Annotated in this window: 17 protein-coding genes, 2 tRNA genes and 3 pseudogenes; 3 read left to right on the top strand and 19 right to left on the bottom strand. The window is 55.1% G+C overall.

Going from position 1 to position 18,540, the window contains the following annotated elements; all coding sequences use genetic code 11:
* Positions 1-28: 28 nt before the first annotated feature.
* The 9 genes and pseudogenes from RT613_RS11410 to RT613_RS11450 all read right to left on the bottom strand — a co-directional run bounded on the left by RT613_RS11410 (position 29) and on the right by RT613_RS11450 (position 6,985).
* Positions 29-563, bottom strand: a pseudogene (locus tag RT613_RS11410) (OmpA family protein).
* Between the two features lie 117 nt (positions 564-680).
* Positions 681-2,102, bottom strand: coding sequence for a 3-mercaptopyruvate sulfurtransferase (gene sseA, locus RT613_RS11415; RefSeq protein ID WP_313615428.1), 1,422 nt, complete (start codon positions 2,100-2,102; stop codon positions 681-683).
* A 19-nt stretch (positions 2,103-2,121) separates the two neighbouring features.
* The gene (locus RT613_RS11420; protein WP_313615430.1) at positions 2,122-2,859 is read right to left on the bottom strand and encodes an alanyl-tRNA editing protein; all 738 of its coding nucleotides are present in this window, start codon (positions 2,857-2,859) and stop codon (positions 2,122-2,124) included.
* Between the two features lie 12 nt (positions 2,860-2,871).
* On the bottom strand, positions 2,872-3,909 hold the full coding sequence (locus tag RT613_RS11425) for a cysteine synthase A (RefSeq protein ID WP_313615431.1): 1,038 nt from the start codon (positions 3,907-3,909) through the stop codon (positions 2,872-2,874).
* Positions 3,910-4,104: 195 nt separating this feature from the next.
* Positions 4,105-4,407: pseudogene (locus RT613_RS11430) on the bottom strand (flagellin); the annotation flags it as partial.
* Between the two features lie 999 nt (positions 4,408-5,406).
* Positions 5,407-6,066: pseudogene (locus RT613_RS11435) on the bottom strand (hypothetical protein); the annotation flags it as partial.
* Positions 6,067-6,181: 115 nt separating this feature from the next.
* Positions 6,182-6,385 (bottom strand): hypothetical protein, encoded by a 204-nt coding sequence (locus RT613_RS11440; protein ID WP_313615433.1) that lies wholly within the window; start codon positions 6,383-6,385, stop codon positions 6,182-6,184.
* 33 nt (positions 6,386-6,418) lie between these two features.
* Positions 6,419-6,682 carry a hypothetical protein gene (locus RT613_RS11445; protein ID WP_313615435.1) on the bottom strand — a complete coding sequence of 88 codons (264 nt, stop codon included), beginning with the start codon at positions 6,680-6,682 and terminating at the stop codon, positions 6,419-6,421.
* Between the two features lie 228 nt (positions 6,683-6,910).
* Positions 6,911-6,985 (bottom strand) — tRNA-Asn (locus RT613_RS11450).
* A 186-nt stretch (positions 6,986-7,171) separates the two neighbouring features.
* On the opposite strand from RT613_RS11450, the gene RT613_RS11455 reads away from it, so the two are divergent.
* A complete protein-coding gene (locus RT613_RS11455) occupies positions 7,172-7,486 on the top strand; it encodes a hypothetical protein (protein ID WP_313615437.1) in 315 nt (104 codons plus the stop codon).
* Here the strand turns inward: RT613_RS11455 and RT613_RS11460 are convergent.
* Positions 7,446-8,093 carry an exopolysaccharide biosynthesis protein gene (locus tag RT613_RS11460; protein ID WP_313615438.1) on the bottom strand — a complete coding sequence of 216 codons (648 nt, stop codon included), beginning with the start codon at positions 8,091-8,093 and terminating at the stop codon, positions 7,446-7,448. The two genes, RT613_RS11455 and RT613_RS11460, sit on opposite strands and share 41 nt — an antisense overlap.
* A 497-nt stretch (positions 8,094-8,590) precedes the next feature.
* Here RT613_RS11460 and RT613_RS11465 point away from each other — a divergent pair, with 497 nt between their 5' ends.
* Together RT613_RS11465 and RT613_RS11470 are read left to right on the top strand one after the other, a co-directional pair.
* Entirely contained in the window at positions 8,591-9,178 is a 588-nt protein-coding gene (locus tag RT613_RS11465; protein ID WP_313615440.1) for a YqaA family protein, read from the top strand.
* Between the two features lie 133 nt (positions 9,179-9,311).
* Positions 9,312-9,388 (top strand) — tRNA-Pro (locus RT613_RS11470).
* Positions 9,389-9,455: 67 nt separating this feature from the next.
* Here the strand turns inward: RT613_RS11470 and RT613_RS11475 are convergent.
* The 9 genes from RT613_RS11475 to RT613_RS11515 all read right to left on the bottom strand — a co-directional run bounded on the left by RT613_RS11475 (position 9,456) and on the right by RT613_RS11515 (position 18,508).
* Complete coding sequence (locus RT613_RS11475; RefSeq protein ID WP_313615441.1) at positions 9,456-10,478, bottom strand: glycine betaine/L-proline ABC transporter ATP-binding protein; 1,023 nt, start codon at positions 10,476-10,478, stop codon at positions 9,456-9,458.
* On the bottom strand, positions 10,471-11,358 hold the full coding sequence (locus tag RT613_RS11480) for a proline/glycine betaine ABC transporter permease (protein WP_313615443.1): 888 nt from the start codon (positions 11,356-11,358) through the stop codon (positions 10,471-10,473). The genes RT613_RS11475 and RT613_RS11480 overlap by 8 nt, the downstream gene beginning before the upstream one ends.
* A gap of 146 nt (positions 11,359-11,504) precedes the next feature.
* Complete coding sequence (locus RT613_RS11485; protein ID WP_313615445.1) at positions 11,505-12,503, bottom strand: ABC transporter substrate-binding protein; 999 nt, start codon at positions 12,501-12,503, stop codon at positions 11,505-11,507.
* A 291-nt stretch (positions 12,504-12,794) separates the two neighbouring features.
* On the bottom strand, positions 12,795-13,493 hold the full coding sequence (locus RT613_RS11490; RefSeq protein WP_313615447.1) for a hypothetical protein: 699 nt from the start codon (positions 13,491-13,493) through the stop codon (positions 12,795-12,797).
* Positions 13,494-13,625: 132 nt separating this feature from the next.
* Entirely contained in the window at positions 13,626-13,775 is a 150-nt protein-coding gene (locus RT613_RS11495) for a hypothetical protein (protein ID WP_313615448.1), read from the bottom strand.
* 81 nt (positions 13,776-13,856) lie between these two features.
* Positions 13,857-15,035 carry an O-antigen ligase family protein gene (locus tag RT613_RS11500; protein ID WP_313615503.1) on the bottom strand — a complete coding sequence of 393 codons (1,179 nt, stop codon included), beginning with the start codon at positions 15,033-15,035 and terminating at the stop codon, positions 13,857-13,859.
* A gap of 50 nt (positions 15,036-15,085) precedes the next feature.
* Positions 15,086-16,639: an undecaprenyl-phosphate glucose phosphotransferase gene (locus tag RT613_RS11505; protein ID WP_313615449.1), complete on the bottom strand. Its 1,554-nt coding sequence runs from the start codon at positions 16,637-16,639 to the stop codon at positions 15,086-15,088.
* 135 nt (positions 16,640-16,774) lie between these two features.
* Positions 16,775-17,917, bottom strand: coding sequence for a glycosyltransferase family 4 protein (locus tag RT613_RS11510; protein ID WP_313615451.1), 1,143 nt, complete (start codon positions 17,915-17,917; stop codon positions 16,775-16,777).
* A gap of 18 nt (positions 17,918-17,935) precedes the next feature.
* Positions 17,936-18,508 (bottom strand): polysaccharide biosynthesis/export family protein, encoded by a 573-nt coding sequence (locus RT613_RS11515; protein ID WP_313615453.1) that lies wholly within the window; start codon positions 18,506-18,508, stop codon positions 17,936-17,938.
* Positions 18,509-18,540: the final 32 nt, after the last annotated feature.

The raw sequence follows: 18,540 nt of genomic DNA on the forward strand, positions 1-18,540 counted from the left end.
CCGTGCGTGACGATGTTTGCGATAGCGATTAGCGCAGGAACTCGTCGATACGACGCAGCGTAACGCGGCGGTTGCGCCATTCTTCAAACTGCGTGTTAACAAGCAGATAGCTTTCACCATAACCGGGACGGAATGCGGAATTCCTGCACCAGCAACCATTTGAGCGAGTCGGCGCGACGCTCCGACAGGACCTGGTTGGAGGCTTCAGAGCCAACCGCATCTGTGTGACCTTCAATCAGGAAACGGGCACCACGACGGCGGCGCAGGATCTGTTCCAGTGCAACACCGATCTCGCGCACCTTGCGATATTCCGAGCGGGGAATTTCAGCCGAACCGAATGCGAAGTTGATGGACTGGATATCGATGGACGGCGCAACACGGCGCAGTTCCGGCCGGCGCTTGAATTCCTGGATGGTGACCCGCTCTTCCGGGCGCATACGGCGCTGTGGAGCCGCTTCAAGACGGCGCATGATTGTGCCGGAAGACGGTGTTTCCTGCGCACTGGCGACTGCCGGAACGAATGCTGTGGCAGCAAGTGCAGTCAGGAAAGATCGACGGTTCATGGCTGGTTTCCTTTACCTCATTGTTGTCGCGGGCAAACTGCCATTCACAACCTGAAGGAAACCTGAACCGGCGGTTGCCGCCGGTTCAAACTGATTAACAAGGGGGGGAGAAGCCGCTTAGCTGTGGATGGCAATATCCAGCAGTTCTGCCTCGCTCAATGGCTCTACCCAGGCCTGGAAGGTGCCAACAGGCGAAAAGCCCATCATCTGATAGAGTTGCAGTGCGCGGGGATGGTCAAGCGTGTTGGTGCTGACCGTTATCTTTTTCGGATTGTCCTGCCAGGCGGTGTAAAGCGCCTGTAGCAGGAACCACTTGCCAATGCCGGCACCGATCGCCTCTTCGAACAGGCCGAAATAGGAAAGCTCGGTCACATCCTCATTGCGCTTGTTCAGCTCGAAGAAACCGGCTGGCGAACCGTTCATGTAAAGAACGCAGACGCTGTTCTTCGGGTCGTTCAATATGCCGCCCAATTCGGCGTCGCTCATGCGCATGCGCTTTTGCCAGTGCCAGCGTTTGCCGACCCGCCAGTAGAGGTAACGATAGAAGTGCAGGGGAATGTTCGGCGCCCGCATGATCGCGGTCTGGATATTGACCGGCACGGGAATGCTGACCTTTGGCGGTGCCGTCATTTCAAGCAGTGTCACATGCGCCTTCAATGGGTCACCGGTTTTGGGGGCGACGGGTTCTGCCTGGCCAGTCACAACTGGTGTGTCCTGCAGGCTGCCCCACTGCGACCACGAACCGTCAAACAGGCTGTTGTTCTTGTGACCAAGCGATTCCAGCGCCAGCGTGATGACGGCTGCCGTCACGCCGGAGCCGCAGCTGGTTACGACGGGTTTCGACAGGTCGATGCCGGCGTCGAGCACCATTTTGCGCAGGGTTGCCAGATCCTTGAAACGGCCGTTCTCGGAAAAGGCTGTTGCTGGCAGGCTGCGCGCACCCGGCATATGGCCGGAACGCATGCCGGCGCGCGGTTCGGCTTCGTCGCCGGTAAAGCGGCCTGCGCCACGCGCATCGGCAATCTGCTTGTCGCCACTCTCGACAACGCCACGCATGTCCTCAAGCGAGGTGACACGGTTCTTCTGGAAATGCGGTTCGAAGGTCACAACAGCAGGTTCGGGCAAATCCGTTTCGAGCGGCAGGTTTTGGGCTTTCCAGCCATCCAGACCGCCGTCCAGAACGTAAACGCTTTCAGCACCCATCACCCGCAGCATCCACCACACCCGTGGTGCGGAGAAAAAGCCGGGGCCGTCATAAACAACGATTGTATCGGTGTCCTGAATGCCGAGCTTGCCAACCTGTTCGGCAAAAAACTCCGGCGAGGGCAGGGAGTGCGGCAGGCCGGTGGTGTGATCGGCAATCACATCCTGATCGAAGAAGACAGCGCCGGGAATATGGCCAGCGGCATATTCTTCCGCGCCATTGCGCTTGTGCGCTGGCAGATACCAGGAGGCATCAACGATACGGAACTCAGGCGCGCCAAGCTGTTTGCTCACCCAATCCGCGGAAACGACGAAACGGCTTTTTTCGTTGCTCACGATCTAGTCTCCCTGCTGCTCAGGCTGCGGAAGCCGGCGCACCGAAACGGATGCGAAAACGCCGGTTTTCCTTACCCTTCTTTTCAATCTTGGCGATGTGTATCTCACCGATTTCCTTGGTCGTTGAGACATGTGTGCCACCGCAGGGTTGGCTGTCAATTGCCGAGTTTTCACCTATGCACACAAGACTGACGCGACCAAGGCCGATTGGCGGGCGGACATTCTTGGATTTGACGATGCCGGGATTGGCCAAGAGCTCTTCGTCGGTGATCCACTCCACGAAAACCGGATGGGCAGCATTGACCAATTCCATCATCTTGGCGGTGACTTCGTCCTTGTCGATGATTTCTGACATGTCGAAATCGACGCGCGATTCGTCCTCGCCAACTGCCGCGCCAGTAATGGGCCACTGGCAGACAACGGACAGAAGATGGCAGGCGGTGTGCATGCGCATCAGCTTTTGGCGACGGTCCCAGTCGAGATGCAGGGTGATCTTCTCGCCAGCAGAGACTTGTGCTTCCCCCTCCAGCGGTACGTGGATGATGATGCTCTTGTCCTGCCCGTGTTTTGTCTGGCCGAGCTGGACTTTGGAACCGTCAGCGCGTTCCAGAAAACCGGTGTCGCCTGGCTGGCCGCCGGACGTCGCGTAGAAACAGGTCTGGTCCAGCTCAATGCCCCCGTCTTCGTGAATTGCTGTTACCGTTGCCTGACAGGTCGAAAGGTAAAAATCATCACGAAAGAGGGCATTCACTGGCATGTTTCACTGACCTTATGTGGTTTCATACGGGACGGATATATCTCTTTTTTCTGTGAGCCAGGCCGGAACAGGAAGCCCCTTGGACCGCAGGAATGCGGGGTTATAAAGCTTCGACTGATAACGATTGCCGTAATCGCACAGAATGGTGACGATTGTATGCCCCGGACCGAGGTCGCGGGCAAGGCGAATTGCGCCTGCGATGTTGATGCCGGTCGAGCCACCAAGGCACAGACCTTCGCTGGTTACGAGATCAAACAGCACGGGCAAGGCTTCGGCATCGGAAATGCGGTAGGCGAAGTCAGGCGTGAAATCCTGCAGGTTGGCGGTAATGCGACCCTGACCGATACCTTCGGTAATGGAATTGCCTTCCGACTTCAGCGCACCATTCTTGTAATATTCATAGAGAGCCGCGCCATCGGGGTCAGCAATGCCGATCTTGATGTCAGGGTTGAAATCACGCAGGCCGTCGGCAACGCCTGCCAGCGTGCCGCCAGAGCCGACTGCGCAGATGAAACCATCGACCTTGCCGTCTGTTTGGTCCCAAATTTCAGGTGCAGTGGTTTCGATATGGGCCTGACGGTTGGCAATATTGTCGAATTGGTTTGCCCAGACGGCGCCATTCGGGTCGGTTTCCGCAAGCTGCTTGGCCAGACGTCCGGACACCTTCACGTAATTGTTCGGGTTGGAATAGGGGGCGGCCGGCACTTCCACCAACTCAGCACCCAGCAGTTTCAGGGCGTCTTTCTTTTCCTGGCTCTGTGTCTCGGGGATAACGATAACCGTGCGGTATCCGAGCGCTCTGGCAACCAGCGTCAGGCCGATGCCGGTATTACCTGCCGTGCCCTCGACAATCGTTCCGCCGGGGCGCAGCAGGCCACGCTTTTCCGCGTCGCGGATGATGTAAAGCGCCGCGCGGTCCTTGACGGACTGGCCGGGATTGAGGAATTCCGCCTTGCCCAGAATTTCGCACCCTGTCGCCTCGGATGCAGCATTCAGGCGAATGAGTGGCGTGTTTCCAATGGCACTCAAAACAGAGGTATGTATCGTCATGGGTCGACCTTCTTTCGGACGCGTATGATTACCGTTGCTTTGAGCGGATTGACCCCTGTTGTGGCAAGAAATTCTGTTTCTGTGAATGCCTCAAACGGGCAAAATTCATCTTATGGGGGAGGTTTTCGCCCACACGGCTCCATCGGCAGTGGAGACCGCCGGGAGGAGGTCGTTGAAATTCATGCCGCTTCTGACTTAGCGGAACAGTGACAGCAGGCTTTCGCTGTTGGAGTTGGAAATCGACAGGGATTGTACGGCAAGCTGCTGTTGTGTCTGCAGTGCCTTGAGCCGTGTCGAGGCTTCATTCATGTCGGCATCAACGAGACGGCCAATGCCGCTGTCGATGGAAACGCTGAGTTTTGAGGCGAAATCCAGTTGCATGTCGATGCGGGTCTGAATTGATCCGAGAAGCGAGGTTGCATCGACCACCTTTTTCGTCATGCCTTCGATCACTCTGATGTAGCGATCGAGATCAACCGATGATGCAGTAATGTCCATGTCGACGAGGTTCACATCCGGCGGATTGCCGATATTGTCCCAGACATCTGATATCTTGATGGAGGAGCGATAGCCCATGTCGGGATACATGCTCTGGTCGATGTCGAGTGTGATGCGTGAGCCGCTTGATGTGACGCTGGAGATGCCTTTACCGGTCAGTACGTGCTGAAGAACAGCGGCCATGTCGGCTGCATTCTTCACTTCACCCGTCGTAATGCCCAGTGCCGCATCGACATCATCCTTGGTCACCTTGATCATCTGCGGTGTGCCGCGGTTCAGCGTAAGGTCGAAATAGAATTCGACATCGGTCTTCATTCGAAAACTGTCGCCGAAATTGAAGCCGAAATCCGTGTATTCTCCGTCGGCATTGCCGGTCGGGGCATCCAGACCGAATGCATAACCGCCAGCGAGCGTTGATGTGACGTTGGTAATTCTGACCGACGAGCCGGGAAGACCTTGTGCTTCTGGCGAGAAAAAACCATAGGTTTGCATCACGCCACCAATACTGTGGGCCTGCCCCAGCCCACCGCCACTCGGCCGTGGTGGGTTCCAGGTCGCTCTTGATGTCACCGACATCCAGTCTTGAACCGTGCTGATATAGCCATTGGCGCCCGCGCCCAATGCATCATCGACAGTGCTTCTGTCGATTGTCACCGTATAGGTGTTGCCCGCCCCAAGTGCACTGCCGTCCAATGTCAGATCAAAGGTTATGACGTCTGCGGCACCAAGCGTGGCGTAGGTCGGAAAGGTGAAATATTGCCAGCCGGGATTTTCATAGCTTTCCCAATCCACATCACGCAGCCCCCCAATATCGCCGATGGCACGTGTGTCGAGTTGTAGCAAGCCGTCGCCTGTCGTATTGAATAAAGTGAGCTTGGACACGTCGACATCGGTTGTCTTGACGCTGACGCCGCCATTGCTATTTCGCACAAAGGACGAAACGACGGTGTCCATTGACTGAGCTCTGTCGAAAATGTCGTCGAATTCCGTGTTCAGCCAGTTCTGACCGCTGAAACTTGCCGATTCAGAGACGCTTTTGGCCTGATCGATAAGTTGTGACAGCTCTTCCTGAACTTTGGTTCGGTCGACACTGTCTTCTTTTGCCGTGACGAGTTTTGCCTTGAACTGCTTGAGAATGTCGACGGTCGATTCCAGGCCTTCATAGGCCGTATCAACCTTGGCTGCCCCAAGATTCAATGCATCGGTCACAGCGTCAATCGCCATGTTGTCGGAACGCATGGTGGTGGAGATGGACCAATACGCGGCGTTGTCTGCCGCTGTCTCTACCCGAAGGCCGGAACTGACCTGATTTTGCGAACGGTCCAGGTTGGAACCGATCGTTCGCAGGGTCTGAAGCGCGGATGTCGCTCCGGCGTTCGTGAGAATGCTCGTCATTGCTATGCTCTGTTCGGGAGATTCAAGGCGCTCGTCATGAGCACGGAGGGGGCATCGCATAGAAGTCCGCCTATGGTTAACGCATGGTGTATGATCATTGCCAGAAATAACAGTTGCTGGATTTTTACGTATGGAAAACCAAGGCTTTGCCTCGAAAGGCGAGGGTGGATCACCTATCTCGATCGTCAACGCGAGCCGCTCGTTATTCCAGAAGCGAACGTCAAGAACTTCCGGAACCAATCGGCGATGACATCGTTCTGTCATCAAGCTACGCTAGGGGTAGCACCAGTTGACGTCTTTGACCGCGGATGTACCGGCACTGACAGGATCAACAGGCGAGAAGGTCGGCACCTGGTGTCCGGCCTTTTTTGTTGTGTCGCTAACGGAAAAGCTTTCGAATAAGCAACCAGATACTAATCGTCTTCTTGTTATAGGATTTATTGTAGGCCGCTTTTTTGGGGTTCGTTAGCCAGCCTGCACCTCGCGGAGCTTTAAGTCCGAGCGCATTTTTAATAATGCGTTTTCCCGACGTTCGTGCCGCGATGCTTTTCTTCAGGCTGGGCTTGCGAATGCGTATCTTCATGAATGCCTCCTCCAAGCACAAAGACAAGCCTGCTTAATGGACTGATGGCTCTTCTTCGCCATCCAGGAAGCTGCGAATGCCATCCTTCTCACAGGTGGCCAGAAACTCCTCCCAGGCGTCCTTGTCGGTCGCAAAGGGCTCATCCCACGTCGTTACATCGTCCTGCTCGCTGATGACCTCGAGAATCCAGTCCTGCTGCGTGCCGGCAGGGCGGAAGATATCGACCAATACGGTGATGCCATCATCTTCAAACTCGCCCGAAAATTCGGAGTGTTCCATTTTTTGTTTCTTGGGCATTCTGAAATTCTCCGATTCCGGGTTTGACCGGTCCACACTGGGCCACCTGCAATAAGGCGAATGCCGTTTACGGGAGTGTGACGACCTGATCGCGAAACTATCCGCAATGCCGGATAAAACGCAATATGACCGACCTTCGCACTGAGGCGTGGCGTGCAATCGCGTTTATGAACTATTTGATTTTATTTTGATTTGTTAGCGGTAGCCATTTTTCAGCTTTGAGAAAAATGGCTCCCCGGGCCGGATTCGAACCGGCGACCTGTCGATTAACAGTCGAATGCTCTACCGCTGAGCTACCAGGGAACGTCCACCGCTCGTCGCGGTGTGAGCGGGGTAATACAAATGCTTTTCCGATTTGCCAAGTGGTTTTTTCAAAAAAAATGCATTCGTCTTGTTTTATTCACAAAAGGTCCCATTTTGCAGGGTGTGTAGAGTGAAACTTTTTTTTGAGTATGCGGGCCGGGATCGAGTGAAAGAAGCGATAAGTCGATGAAATTTGGAATCGATTCCAAAAGTGGCAGGTTGAATCTCGGCAAAACCAGTGTCGTTATGCCGAAATCGCGCTACGGGCGCATCGCGGCGGGCTCATTGCTCGTCGCCGGCGGGCTGCTTGGTTTTCTGCCAGTGTTGGGTTTTTGGATGTTGCCGCTTGGCATTATCGTGCTGTCGCATGATTTGCACATCGTGCGGCGCAGCAGGCGCCGCATCACCATCTGGTGGGCGCGGCGCAAATCCTCGTCAGTGCCTGCAGAGAACCTCAGGCCTATTCAGCAAAAAGACCACCTATCCCCTGACCAGCGATAAGCGCGAGGTAGGCAAGGACAGAGAAATACACCACCGTGAGAACGAGGAAGGTGTAACCGCCAACCACGAAAAATCCGTCGCGCTGGATCATGCCGGCTGAAAACAGCAGGATGGCGATGGCGGGCAAGGTGTTGGAAAAGGGGATGAGGCCAAGCGGCAACATCAGCAGAACGCCTGCGGCCATGATGGCGAGGCCATTGATGCGGTTGGCAACATGGCTGCCGGTCAATGCAGGCAGGCGCGGGCGGATGTAATTATCCAGCTTCGAGACGATGGCTATACCTTTCTCCAAGGCGGGCAGCAGCTTCGATGTCTGCATCTGCTTGTCAAGAATGCGTGCAGGCAGCCATGGCATGCGGTTCAGGGTAATCGCGATGCTGATCATGATGATGGCGGCACCGAACACCGTGCTCACACCTGGGATCGACACAGGAATGAGAAATGGCAGCGATGCAATGGCACAGACAAGCAGCAATCCCTGTTCGCCGATTGTGGCCATCAGTTCCCTCAGGGTAATCGTATGGCCATCGAGTTTGCCGATCAGTTTTCCAAGCGTCGCGCTCAACTTTTCGGACGTATCGGTGAAGGTAAAATCGTTTGCCGTCATGTTTTATCCCGTAAATTAAAATCAGGGATTGATAACAGCTATGGAGCGAATTGCCTATGAGAAAGCAGGCACGCGTACTACCCTGCCATTCACATGGCTGAGATTTTACCAGATGTTTGCCTCAAACTATTCGCGATCTAATGCGAAACCCACTTCGTGTAGGCGCCCGCCAACAAGACGACCATCAACACGCCAATGATGAATGGATTAAGCGAAGTGAACAGACCTACAATGTCCATAACATTTCCTCCTCAGTTCTCCCGATGATGATTATATGACACTTCTAGAATATATGCTAGAAAAACAAGGTTTTGGTTGCGATGCAGCATTGACTTTTCTAAAAGAATTGTAGTTTTGCGTTTACGCATTTCCCAACGGGTGCGGCGCTTCGCGCCAAATGACGCACCCGATGACGAATGGATATTTGAGTGTTTTTGCTGGCGGGTTTCTCAACCTGACGTGCCAGTTATTCAGTTTTCTCAGGAAGGTTTTTGAAAATGCTGCGTGGCTTGTATGAATGGACCATGGCGCTCGCGCGCCGCAAAACCGCCGTCTGGTGGCTGGCAATTGTCGCCTTCGTGGAAAGCTCGGTATTTCTGGTGCCGGCAGACGTGCTGTTCCTGCCCATGGTCCTGGCAAAGCCGCACAGGGCGATGCATTATGCCTTCATCGCAACGCTGTTTTCGGTGCTGGGTGGTATCGCCGGCTGGTTCCTCGGCCATTACGCCTTTGAAAGCATCGCGCGCCCGGTTCTGGAATTTTACGGCAAGCTGCATGCCTTTGAAGAACTGCAGCATTCCGTCAATTACGAAACCATTGTGCTTCTGCTGATCACCTCGGGCCTGGCGCATCTGCCGCCGATCAAGGTGGTAACCATCCTGTCGGGTGCGGCCAATATCAGCCTCAGCCTGTTCATCATTTCGGCTGTCATTACCCGTGGCGCACGTTTCTTCATTCTGGCGGGCCTGTTGCGCCGCTATGGCGAGGACATCAGACACTTCATCGAAAAGCGCCTTGGCCTGATCAGTGCCGTTGCTGCGGCTGCCCTGATTGCTGTCTATGCGAGCTATGTGTTTTTGAAGTGAATAGGCTTGAGCGATGATTCAGCTGCACTGGGTGCGGCTGAATCAATAGGCTCCAATTTATGTTTCAAAATCGATTTTAAGCTTGCATCGGTATTTTAAAAAGACTAATCGAACCAAGCCTTTTTAGGCACATCGGAGCGTAGCGCAGCTCGGTAGCGCACTTGCCTGGGGGGCAAGGGGTCGCAGGTTCAAATCCTGTCGCTCCGACCATTTATCTCAATCACACCCCCATTTGTGATTGCATTCAACGTTCCTGAAACCACCTTGTCATCTCGGCTCACCCATGGCCGACCATGCAATCGACGAGCTTTTCCTTGGAAACGCTGCCGACAGGGCGGCCTTGTGCACAAACGATGTCGGCATAGGTGGCGCCGGCCTTGGTCAGTTCCCGAAGCGACTGTTCAACGGTCAGATCCTCCAAAAGTCGCAGGGCAGGGCCGGTTACGGGCTTTTGTTCGGCGACGGATTTCAGGCGAATGACACGGCCACGGTTCACCTCCTTGACGAAGGATTCGATGTAGGCGTCGGCCGGGTTGAGCACGATATCGGCGGGCGTTCCCTGCTGAATGACCTCGCCATCGCGCAGTATGGCAATCTGGTCACCCAGACGAAGCGCTTCGTCGAGATCGTGGGTGATGAACACCACGGTCTTTTTAAGCTCCTTTTGCAATTCCAGCAGCACGCCCTGCATGTCGACGCGGATCAGTGGATCGAGCGCCGAATAGGCCTCATCCATCAGCAGGATTTCGGCATTGTGGGTCAGCGCACGCGCCAGGCCAACGCGCTGCTGCATGCCGCCCGAGAGCTGGTTGGGATAATGGTTGGCAAAACCTTCCAGGCCCACGCGGTTGATCCATACCTTGGCGCGTTCTTCGCGTTCTTCCTTGGCCACACCTTGAATTTCAAGGCCATAGGCGGTGTTATGAAGCACGTTGCGGTGGGGAAGCAGCGCAAATTTCTGAAACACCATTGCCGTTTTATGGCGGCGAAATTCCCGCAATTCGTCATGGCTCATGCGACAGACATCGCCATCCCCATAAAGAACCTCGCCCGAGGTGGGGTCGATAAGACGATTGATGTGGCGGATGAGTGTCGATTTTCCCGAACCGGAAAGCCCCATGATGACGGTGATGCCGCCGCCGGGAATGGTGATGTTGATGTCACGCAACCCCAGCACATGGCCATGTTTCTGGTTCAGTTCGGTTTTCGACATGCCCTTGGCGACGGCATCCACAAAGTCGGCGGGCCGAGGTCCGAAAATCTTGTAGAGATTGCGGATCTGGATCGATTGGCTAGTCATGCGTGATTTCCCTGTGCTTCTGGAGGCGCAGGCCATAGGCTTGGCTGATACGATCGAAAATGATGGCTATGCCGACAATGGCCAGCCCGTTGAAAATGCCGAGGGTGAAATACTGGTTGGCAATGGCTTTAAGAACCGGTTGGCCAAGTCCCTGAACACCAATCATCGAGGCAATCACCACCATGGCCAGTGCCATCATGATGGTCTGGTTGATACCGGCCATGATGGTCGGCAGGGCAAGCGGCAACTGGACATTTTTGAGCTTCTGCCAGCCCGAGGAACCAAAGGCATCCGCGGCCTCCAAAACGTCGCGGTCCACCATGCGAATACCGAGATTGGTCAGACGGATCATAGGCGGTATGGCATAGATCACCACAGCGATCACGCCGGGTACACGGCCAATGCCAAGCAGCATGACAACAGGGATCAGATAAACGAAACTCGGCATGGTCTGCATCACGTCAAGCACCGGGTTGACGATGTTTTGCAGCCGGTTGGACCGTGACATGGCAATGCCGATCGGTAGACCGATGATGATCGACAGCACGGTACAGACGAGGATCATCGACACAGTTTTCATCGTGTCGGCCCACATGTCGAAATAACCGATGATGAACAGCGTCACGATACAGCCAATAACGATGGCAAGACTGCGGCTGGCAAGCCAGGCGATGGCTGCGATCACCAGAATGACCACCGGCCATGGCGTGCCGGTCAGCAATCGCTCCGACCATATCAGGAAACTCTGTAGAGGGCTGAACAATGCCTCTATGTCGCTGCCATAGGCGCGTGTGAAGGCACGAAACCCTTCATCGATACTTTTCTTGACGGCACGAAGTGTGTCGGCGTCCATTGTTGGAAACTTCCAGAACCATTCCATAAACATTTCCCCATGACCAAACGGGCAGTGACAGCCAGCCTGAGTCCCCCGGATTCCTTGTAAAACGGGGCCTCAGGCATAAGGCTGTCTCTATGGCTGAAACGGCGGCATCTGAGATGCAGGCCGTTTCCTATGGTTTTTAAAAATCAGAGCGATGCCTTGATCTTTTCTGCCACGTCAGGAGAAACCCATGTGGTCCAGAGCGCTTCATTGTTTTTCAGGAAGTATTTTGCGCCTTCCTCACCGGTGGCCTGGTTGTCGCTCATCCATGCAATCAGCTTGTTGACTGTGTCATTGGTCCATGCCCGCTTGTTGAGGTAATCCATCACCGGGCCAGAACGATCGGCAAAGCTTTTGGCAACAACGGTTTCAACAGTGTCGGTCTGCCATGCATTGAGCTTGGGGTCGGCGCAATCGGCAACGGATGTGCAGCGCTTCCACTCGTCGGCGTCGTAGCTGGTATCAAAATCCAGTTTGACCATTTCATATTTGCCGAGCAGGGCGGTGGGCGCCCAATAATAACCAACCCATGGCTGCTTGGCTTCGTAAGCCTTGGCAATCGCGCCATCAAGGCCAGCGGCCGAGCCGGTATCGACCAGCGTGAAGCCAGCTTTTTCGCCGTCATAGGCTTTGAAAAGCTGTGCTGTCACCACGGTACCACCCCAGCCCTGTGGGCCGTTGAACACCGCACCCTTGCTGCTGTCTTCCGGTGCCGGGAAAAGCTTGGGGTTCTTCATCAGGTCGCCAATGGTCTTCAGTTCAGGGTTAGCGTCAGCCACATATTTCGGGATCCACCATCCCTGAACGGCACCGTCAGAAAGAATTTTGGCGGCGCTGACAAATTTTCCTTCCGAAATGCCACGGCTGACGATTTCTGGCTGAAGGCTCACCCAGGCTTCAGGCGCGATATCCGGCTGGCCTTTTTCGGCCATGGATGTCAGCGTTGGCACGGTGTCACCGGCAACGAGTTCTGCCGTACAGCCGTAACCGGCCTCAAGAATGAGCTTGTCGACATTGGCCGCAACTTCGGCGGACTGCCAGTTCATGTTGGCGATAGTAACTGTGCCGCAATCGTTCGCGGAGGCTGTTGTCGCGAGCCCGGCGAGGCCCACGGCAAGAACGGTGGAGGCCAAAAGCATTTTCATTTTTTTGTTCCCTCTGGTCGCGGTGTTTACGTGAACCCGGGCGTCTGCGGCACCGCGTCCACAGACGTGCCTATTGAGCCTTCATTTACCATTGGGGGGCATTCCGATTGCGTCAGATCATGCCGCATTGATGCATATTTTCAATTTTTCTGATGGCAGAAAAACGCAAAAGCCCGGAAAACCACCAAGGTTTCCGGGCTTTGTGGAGTACGCAATCGCCTGACGCCATGCGCTGAGTTGGACATCAAGACTGACGGGCAGGGCAGAGCGCCTGTGGCGCGGCCATCAGTCTCAGTTGGTGTCGCTGGAACCGGAGGATGAAACCGTCTTGTCGGCACCTGATGACGCCGCGTCTGCATTGGTAGCTGGCCAGGACAGGTAATAATATCTGTTGCCGACGGTGCCGAAATAGGCGTTTTCACCGGTCGTTTTGTCGATGTAGCTGCCGTCACTGGACTTGGCGTAGGACACATCCTCACCTCGTGTCAGGCGCTCTTTCAGGAAGTCGCTCCAATTGTTTGTCGCAATTGTCGTTGCCGCGCCTGTCGCGGTGTCCTTGTGTTTTTCGTCGTCCACATCCCAGGCGGCAATCTTCTGGCCGCTAACCGGGTCGGTCACCGTCAATGTACCGGCCGTCAGTGCAGCCAGCATGGCGTCTGCTTGTTTTTTGCCTGCCGCCGTATCGGCCATTTCTTCAAGGCTGTCCTTGAGGCTGCGCATGAAGGAGGCGGTGGTCACATCATCAGACACTGTCGTCGTCGTGGTGCTGGACGTCGTGTCATCAGTTGAACTGAAATTTTGGGTGGCCAGCGTTGTCAGCAACCGCGTCAACGTGTCGTTGGAGGAGCTGGTGGACGTGTCCAAGCCATATTGCTGCAAGATCGAGCTGGATGCGGAGCTGGTCGAGGTTGTGCTTTCCTCTTGCTCCTTCAGGGCTTTAAGGGCGATTTGCGTCGTCATCAGCCGGATGGATTGAATCGAAGAAACCATGAACTGCGCCTGTATGCTTCGCGGAATGGGCTTCCGCGCGGTTATTGGACAAGCAACAGTTTATCACCGTCGCCTGTCCGCAAACTAAAGGTGCATCCATGCGCGAGGCTTGAGGGAAAAGCCCGCAGCACATCAGTTTTCCTGAATTTTTACCCCGTCTGGGCCGATCTGCATTTCAATGCCGGCCGGTTTGCTTTCTTCATGCCAGATATAGGCGCCCAGACCAATCGCCAGAATGGCCAGTGCTCCGACTAAAAAATAGAGATTATTGGTTTTCGTCATTCACGTCTCCCGTAATACTTGCGACATTGAAATGCGCAGGAATGCCAACGGGTTCCATGAATTTGGACGGCAGAATAAAATTTATCGCCGCAGTTTGCGCTGCCACTGCACTTCCAGCGCCATGCAGCCCCAGATGATGCCAAGCAGCAGGAAGAAATGCCGCCAGTGATCGGTGTCGATGACATTGCCAATGATGACGTGGCCGACAAAGCTGACCCATGCAATCATCAGAAAGGGCTGCCAGGGACGATCGCGCAGCAGATATCTGAAACCTTCGGCAATGGTCCAGCACATCAGCGTCACGTAGCTGACGAAACCAAGCCAGCCATGGGTCGTCAGGCTTTTGAGCCAGATATTGTGTTCTGCTTCCGGGAAGATGGTGGCAAACACCATCGGGCCAATGCCAAGCGGATTTTCCATGGCCATCATGAAGCCTATCCGGTGGCGGGCAAAACGGCCGAGATGACCACCGTCATAGTCCTGAACGGCCTTGGTGCGGCTGGAAAACAGGTTCGCCACCTGCTCGAATTGCAGTGCAACCATCAGCGCGACCACCAGAAACACCACGGCAATCAGCGCAATCACCAGAATTTTCAGACGAAACGCCGTCGAGCGCTCTTTCAACAGCATCAACAGCACCAGCATGACGGTGGCGATGACGAACAGACCCCAGGCGGCACGCGAGAAGGACAGGAAGATGCCGAGCGCCAGAATAAGCAGACCGAGGATCTTCAACGGCATGCCACTGACCTTGCCGGTCAGCAGGCCATAGACAAGAAACAGCGATGGCGTGACAAGGAACGGCCCGAAAACATTGGGGTCCTGAAAGGCACCCTTGGCGCGGTCATAAAGCGTGAACACCTCAAAACCGGGAATGGCACCGAAATATCCTAGAATGCCGAGCATCGAGGTAATCAGGGCAGCCACCACCCACGCCTTGAAAATCAGTGCCAGGCGTCTGTAATCATCCTCGGTGACAGCGGCATAAAACACCGATGTCAGTGCCAGAAAGGTCGACACGGCCAGATACATCGGCCCTTCGCCAAGGTCGGACATGACCAGCAGCGACAGAAAGCCACCGGCGTTAAACACCAGCAGGATGGCAAGGAGTACAATGACGCGTTTCGACAGACGAAGCCCGAGCAGAAACCAGACGGCAACCTGAGCCACCATCATCAGTTCGTAAGGTGCAGGTTCGGAAATCACGAAGCCGGACAGAAACACGCCCACGGCAATGCCGAACGCGCCGATCATCCGCATGGCGGCAAGTGGCGCATTGAAACTGCGGGTCTCTGTCAGGCCAAGGTCGCTCAATAGGCGTTTTCCGATTTGAGCAGCCGGATCGGTGTCAGGAACAGGATCTTGAGATCGAACAGCAACGACCAATTTTCGATGTAATGAAGATCGAACGCCGTACGGAACTTGATCTTGTCGCTATTGTCGATTTCGCCGCGCCAACCGTTGATCTGCGCCCATCCGGTCACACCAGGCTTGACCTTGTGGCGGGCAAAATAGCTTTCAACCACATCGGCATATTTCAGGTCACCGGTCTGGGCCAGCACCGCATGGGGGCGAGGGCCGACCAGTGAAAGGCTGCCATTCAAGACATTGAACAACTGCGGTAGCTCGTCGATGGAAGATTTGCGCAGGAAACGTCCAACCGGCGTGACGCGCGGGTCATTTTTGGTCACGGCCTGTTTCGCAGTCGGGTCACTCAGCTCGGTATACATCGAGCGGAATTTCCAGACATTGATTGTGTCGTTGTTAAAACCGTGGCGTTTCTGCTTGAAGAAAACCGGCCCCTTGGAGGTGGCTTTCACGGCAATGGCAGCACCTATCATCACCGGCCACAACAGCAGCAGGGCAACAACGGTAAAGAACAGATCGAAGATACGCTTGGCAACCGAGTCCCAGTCACGGATCGGTTTGTCGAACACATCAAGCATCGGCACATTGCCGACATGCGAATAGGAGCGCGGGCGGAAACGCAATTTATTGGCATGGGCTGCAATACGGATATCGACCGGTAGCACCCAGACCTGTTTCAGCAACATCAGAATGCGTGCTTCGGCGGTGATCGGCAGTGAAATGATCAGCATGTCCAGCCGGGTCAGGCGGGCAAATTCCACCAGTTCGGCAAAAGTGCCAAGTTTGGGGTAGCCAGCAACGATATCAGGCGAACGGTCGCTGTTGCGGTCATCGAAGATGCCGCAGATGCGAATGTCATTATCGGGTTGTTCTTCAAGCGAACGAATGAGGTTTTTGGCGGCATCTCCACCGCCAACAATAACCGCACGGCGCTCCATGACACCATTGCGGCCCCAATGGCGGATTGCGACACCGGTAATGAGGCGTGTTGCAACAAGAAAAACGGCACTGATCGCAAACCACACGGCGGTCATCGACCAGGAATTGCCACCGGTTGGATGAAATGCCAGAAGCAGCAGCACGGTAAGCGCAAAACCGGTCGTGTAAGCAACCAGAATACGCGGCATTTTCGCGACCGGTGTGCGCAGTGACGGCAGTTGATAAAGGTCGAGCACATAGAGCAACAAACCGGTCAACGCACCGCCAGCACCCATGATGGCCAGAAGCGCAAGAATGCTGACGATGGTATGGTCGGCGGCAAAGGTGTTGATCAGGCAGCCCAAAAGCACAAGGCCGACAAATTCCAGCAACTGGATCTGGCCGATAATGATGTTGGGCGAGTGGTTGCCGCTTCGTAACTGACTGGCGACCTGGCGGGCCAACGGATTGAGCTTGACCGGCGGACTATCTGCCTCACCACCGCTACGACCGGCAATTTCGGAGACCTTTCGGCGCAGTTCACTGATATCGAGTTGCTGATTTTGAACATTGCTCATGGTCGCATTCCGTTTTTGCAGATTGCGGCAACCATAGCGGCAACATGCTAAGAAACGTTTATGGCGATGTCCAAGTGTTTATACAGTCTTGCCGTCCTGACATGACTTCTGAGCGAATGTATAATTTCAACACTCTTAGGCCTTTGCCAGTAATTCCCGGTAAAGCGAAAGAATCTGCCCAGCCATCACGGGCGTCGAAAAACGTTGCCGAAATTCATTGGCATCCGGCAATGTCTGCTGTTTCCAGTCGGGAGACCGAAGGCTTTTGATCATGGTCTGGGCCAGATTGCCAGCGTCACCCGCAGTGACCAGCGCCTGGCTTTTTTCACCAATGATTTCCGGAATGCCACCGACGCGGGAAGCAATAACCGGCTTTTCAGCCGCAATCGCCTCAAGAATGATATAGGGCAGGGATTCGGCACGGGAGGGCACGATCACCGTTTCGGCCAGCGCAAATGCCTTGCGCGCCGGCATCGAGGGATACATCGTCATGCGCTCAGACAAACCGGCAGCGGTGATCGCTGCCTGATATTTGTCGCGTTCCGGTCCATCACCGACAATGATGCCGGTGAGATGATTGCCGGTCAATTTTTCGGCCTCGACAAAGGCATCGATGAAAACATCAGGACCTTTGAGGTCACGCAACATGCCGATATAAAGGAACTGCCGGGCGTCCGCATTGAGCGGCACCGGGGAAAATTCACTTTCTTGCACGCCGTTATAAATCATGCGGGCTTGTGTACGCGGTGTTCCAACCTTCTCTGCATAGGTTTTCTGCTCGTAATGGCACACGAAGCACAGCGCGTCGGTGAACCGCTCCAGCAGGCGCTCCACATTAAAAAACACATGGCCGCGCAAGGAATTGCGGTCATAGTGCAGGCTGCCCCCATGGGGCGAATAGAGGCGGGCTACGCGATACCTGTTTACCCGCAGGGCTGAGCCGATGAGACGGGCGAGAACGCCACCCTTGGCGCTATGGCCATGGAGTACATCTGGCTGCAAACTTCTGATATGTTGATACGCTTTCCAAAGAGCAGCGAGGTCGGAAGGCCCGACGGAACGACCGATTGGCAAGCGGATAAGCCCCAGCGACAGCATGGGCTTGATCTGTTCGAACAGTTTCTCCTCGTGTTCACCACCGGTCGAACTGTCGCATAAAATTCCAACCTCATGGCCATGCTTCACATGCTCTTCGACGAGGTCGCGTACGTGACGAAATACGCCACCGACCGGAGAGCGAAAGCAATGGAGAATGCGGAGAGGTTTTTCTGTGCTCATTGTATCCGTTACTGGCAATCAGAAGAAGCGTTCACGGACATAAATGGTGTCACCGGCGAGAATGGGGCCCGATATATTGATGCGACCTGTCACGATTTCCCCGTTGATCTTGCGGGTTACATCCACATCACGCTGGTTTGCGCGGGTGGAGAAACCGCCGGCAATGGCAATGGCATTCTGCACCGTCATTCCAGGCACATAGGAATACTGTCCAGGTCTGCCGACTTCACCCATGATGAAAACGGCGCGGTAACGGTCAATCTCGATGGTGACGTCAGGGTCACGCAGATAGCCTTGGCGCAGTTTCTGGGCGATGGCGCCTTCAAGCTGCGGCAAAGTCTGTCCACGGGCCGGAACCGGACCAATGAGAGGGAAGGCGATGTAGCCTGCCTGATCCACGGTGTAGCTGTTGCTCAGGCCGGTCTGTTCGAAAACCGTGACGCGCAGCCTGTCGCCACTGTCCAGCCGGTAAGGCTGGATGGTCGCTTCGTGAAAGGCTTTGGGGGCGGGCTGATATGCCGAACAGCCTGAAAGCGCCGCGGCAAAGGCGGTCACGACGATAATGGCGGTACGGTTCAGGGCGCAGGACATTCGCGCATCGGCTCCACAAAGCGGCAATTACA

The organism is Agrobacterium sp., from assembly GCF_032092815.1.
Classification (GTDB): domain Bacteria; phylum Pseudomonadota; class Alphaproteobacteria; order Rhizobiales; family Rhizobiaceae; genus Agrobacterium.

Coding starts and splice junctions, on each gene's coding strand:
- RT613_RS11420 (WP_313615430.1), bottom strand. CDS start 2,859: ATGCCAGTGAATGCCCTCTTTCGTGATGATTTTTACCTTTCGACCTGT.
- RT613_RS11425 (WP_313615431.1), bottom strand. CDS start 3,909: ATGACGATACATACCTCTGTTTTGAGTGCCATTGGAAACACGCCACTC.
- RT613_RS11440 (WP_313615433.1), bottom strand. CDS start 6,385: ATGAAGATACGCATTCGCAAGCCCAGCCTGAAGAAAAGCATCGCGGCA.
- RT613_RS11445 (WP_313615435.1), bottom strand. CDS start 6,682: ATGCCCAAGAAACAAAAAATGGAACACTCCGAATTTTCGGGCGAGTTT.
- RT613_RS11455 (WP_313615437.1), top strand. CDS start 7,172: ATGAAATTTGGAATCGATTCCAAAAGTGGCAGGTTGAATCTCGGCAAA.
- RT613_RS11460 (WP_313615438.1), bottom strand. CDS start 8,093: ATGACGGCAAACGATTTTACCTTCACCGATACGTCCGAAAAGTTGAGC.
- RT613_RS11465 (WP_313615440.1), top strand. CDS start 8,591: ATGCTGCGTGGCTTGTATGAATGGACCATGGCGCTCGCGCGCCGCAAA.
- RT613_RS11475 (WP_313615441.1), bottom strand. CDS start 10,478: ATGACTAGCCAATCGATCCAGATCCGCAATCTCTACAAGATTTTCGGA.
- RT613_RS11480 (WP_313615443.1), bottom strand. CDS start 11,358: ATGGAATGGTTCTGGAAGTTTCCAACAATGGACGCCGACACACTTCGT.
- RT613_RS11485 (WP_313615445.1), bottom strand. CDS start 12,503: ATGAAAATGCTTTTGGCCTCCACCGTTCTTGCCGTGGGCCTCGCCGGG.
- RT613_RS11490 (WP_313615447.1), bottom strand. CDS start 13,493: ATGGTTTCTTCGATTCAATCCATCCGGCTGATGACGACGCAAATCGCC.
- RT613_RS11495 (WP_313615448.1), bottom strand. CDS start 13,775: ATGACGAAAACCAATAATCTCTATTTTTTAGTCGGAGCACTGGCCATT.
- RT613_RS11500 (WP_313615503.1), bottom strand. CDS start 15,035: ATGCGGATGATCGGCGCGTTCGGCATTGCCGTGGGCGTGTTTCTGTCC.
- RT613_RS11505 (WP_313615449.1), bottom strand. CDS start 16,639: ATGAGCAATGTTCAAAATCAGCAACTCGATATCAGTGAACTGCGCCGA.
- RT613_RS11510 (WP_313615451.1), bottom strand. CDS start 17,917: ATGAGCACAGAAAAACCTCTCCGCATTCTCCATTGCTTTCGCTCTCCG.
- RT613_RS11515 (WP_313615453.1), bottom strand. CDS start 18,508: ATGTCCTGCGCCCTGAACCGTACCGCCATTATCGTCGTGACCGCCTTT.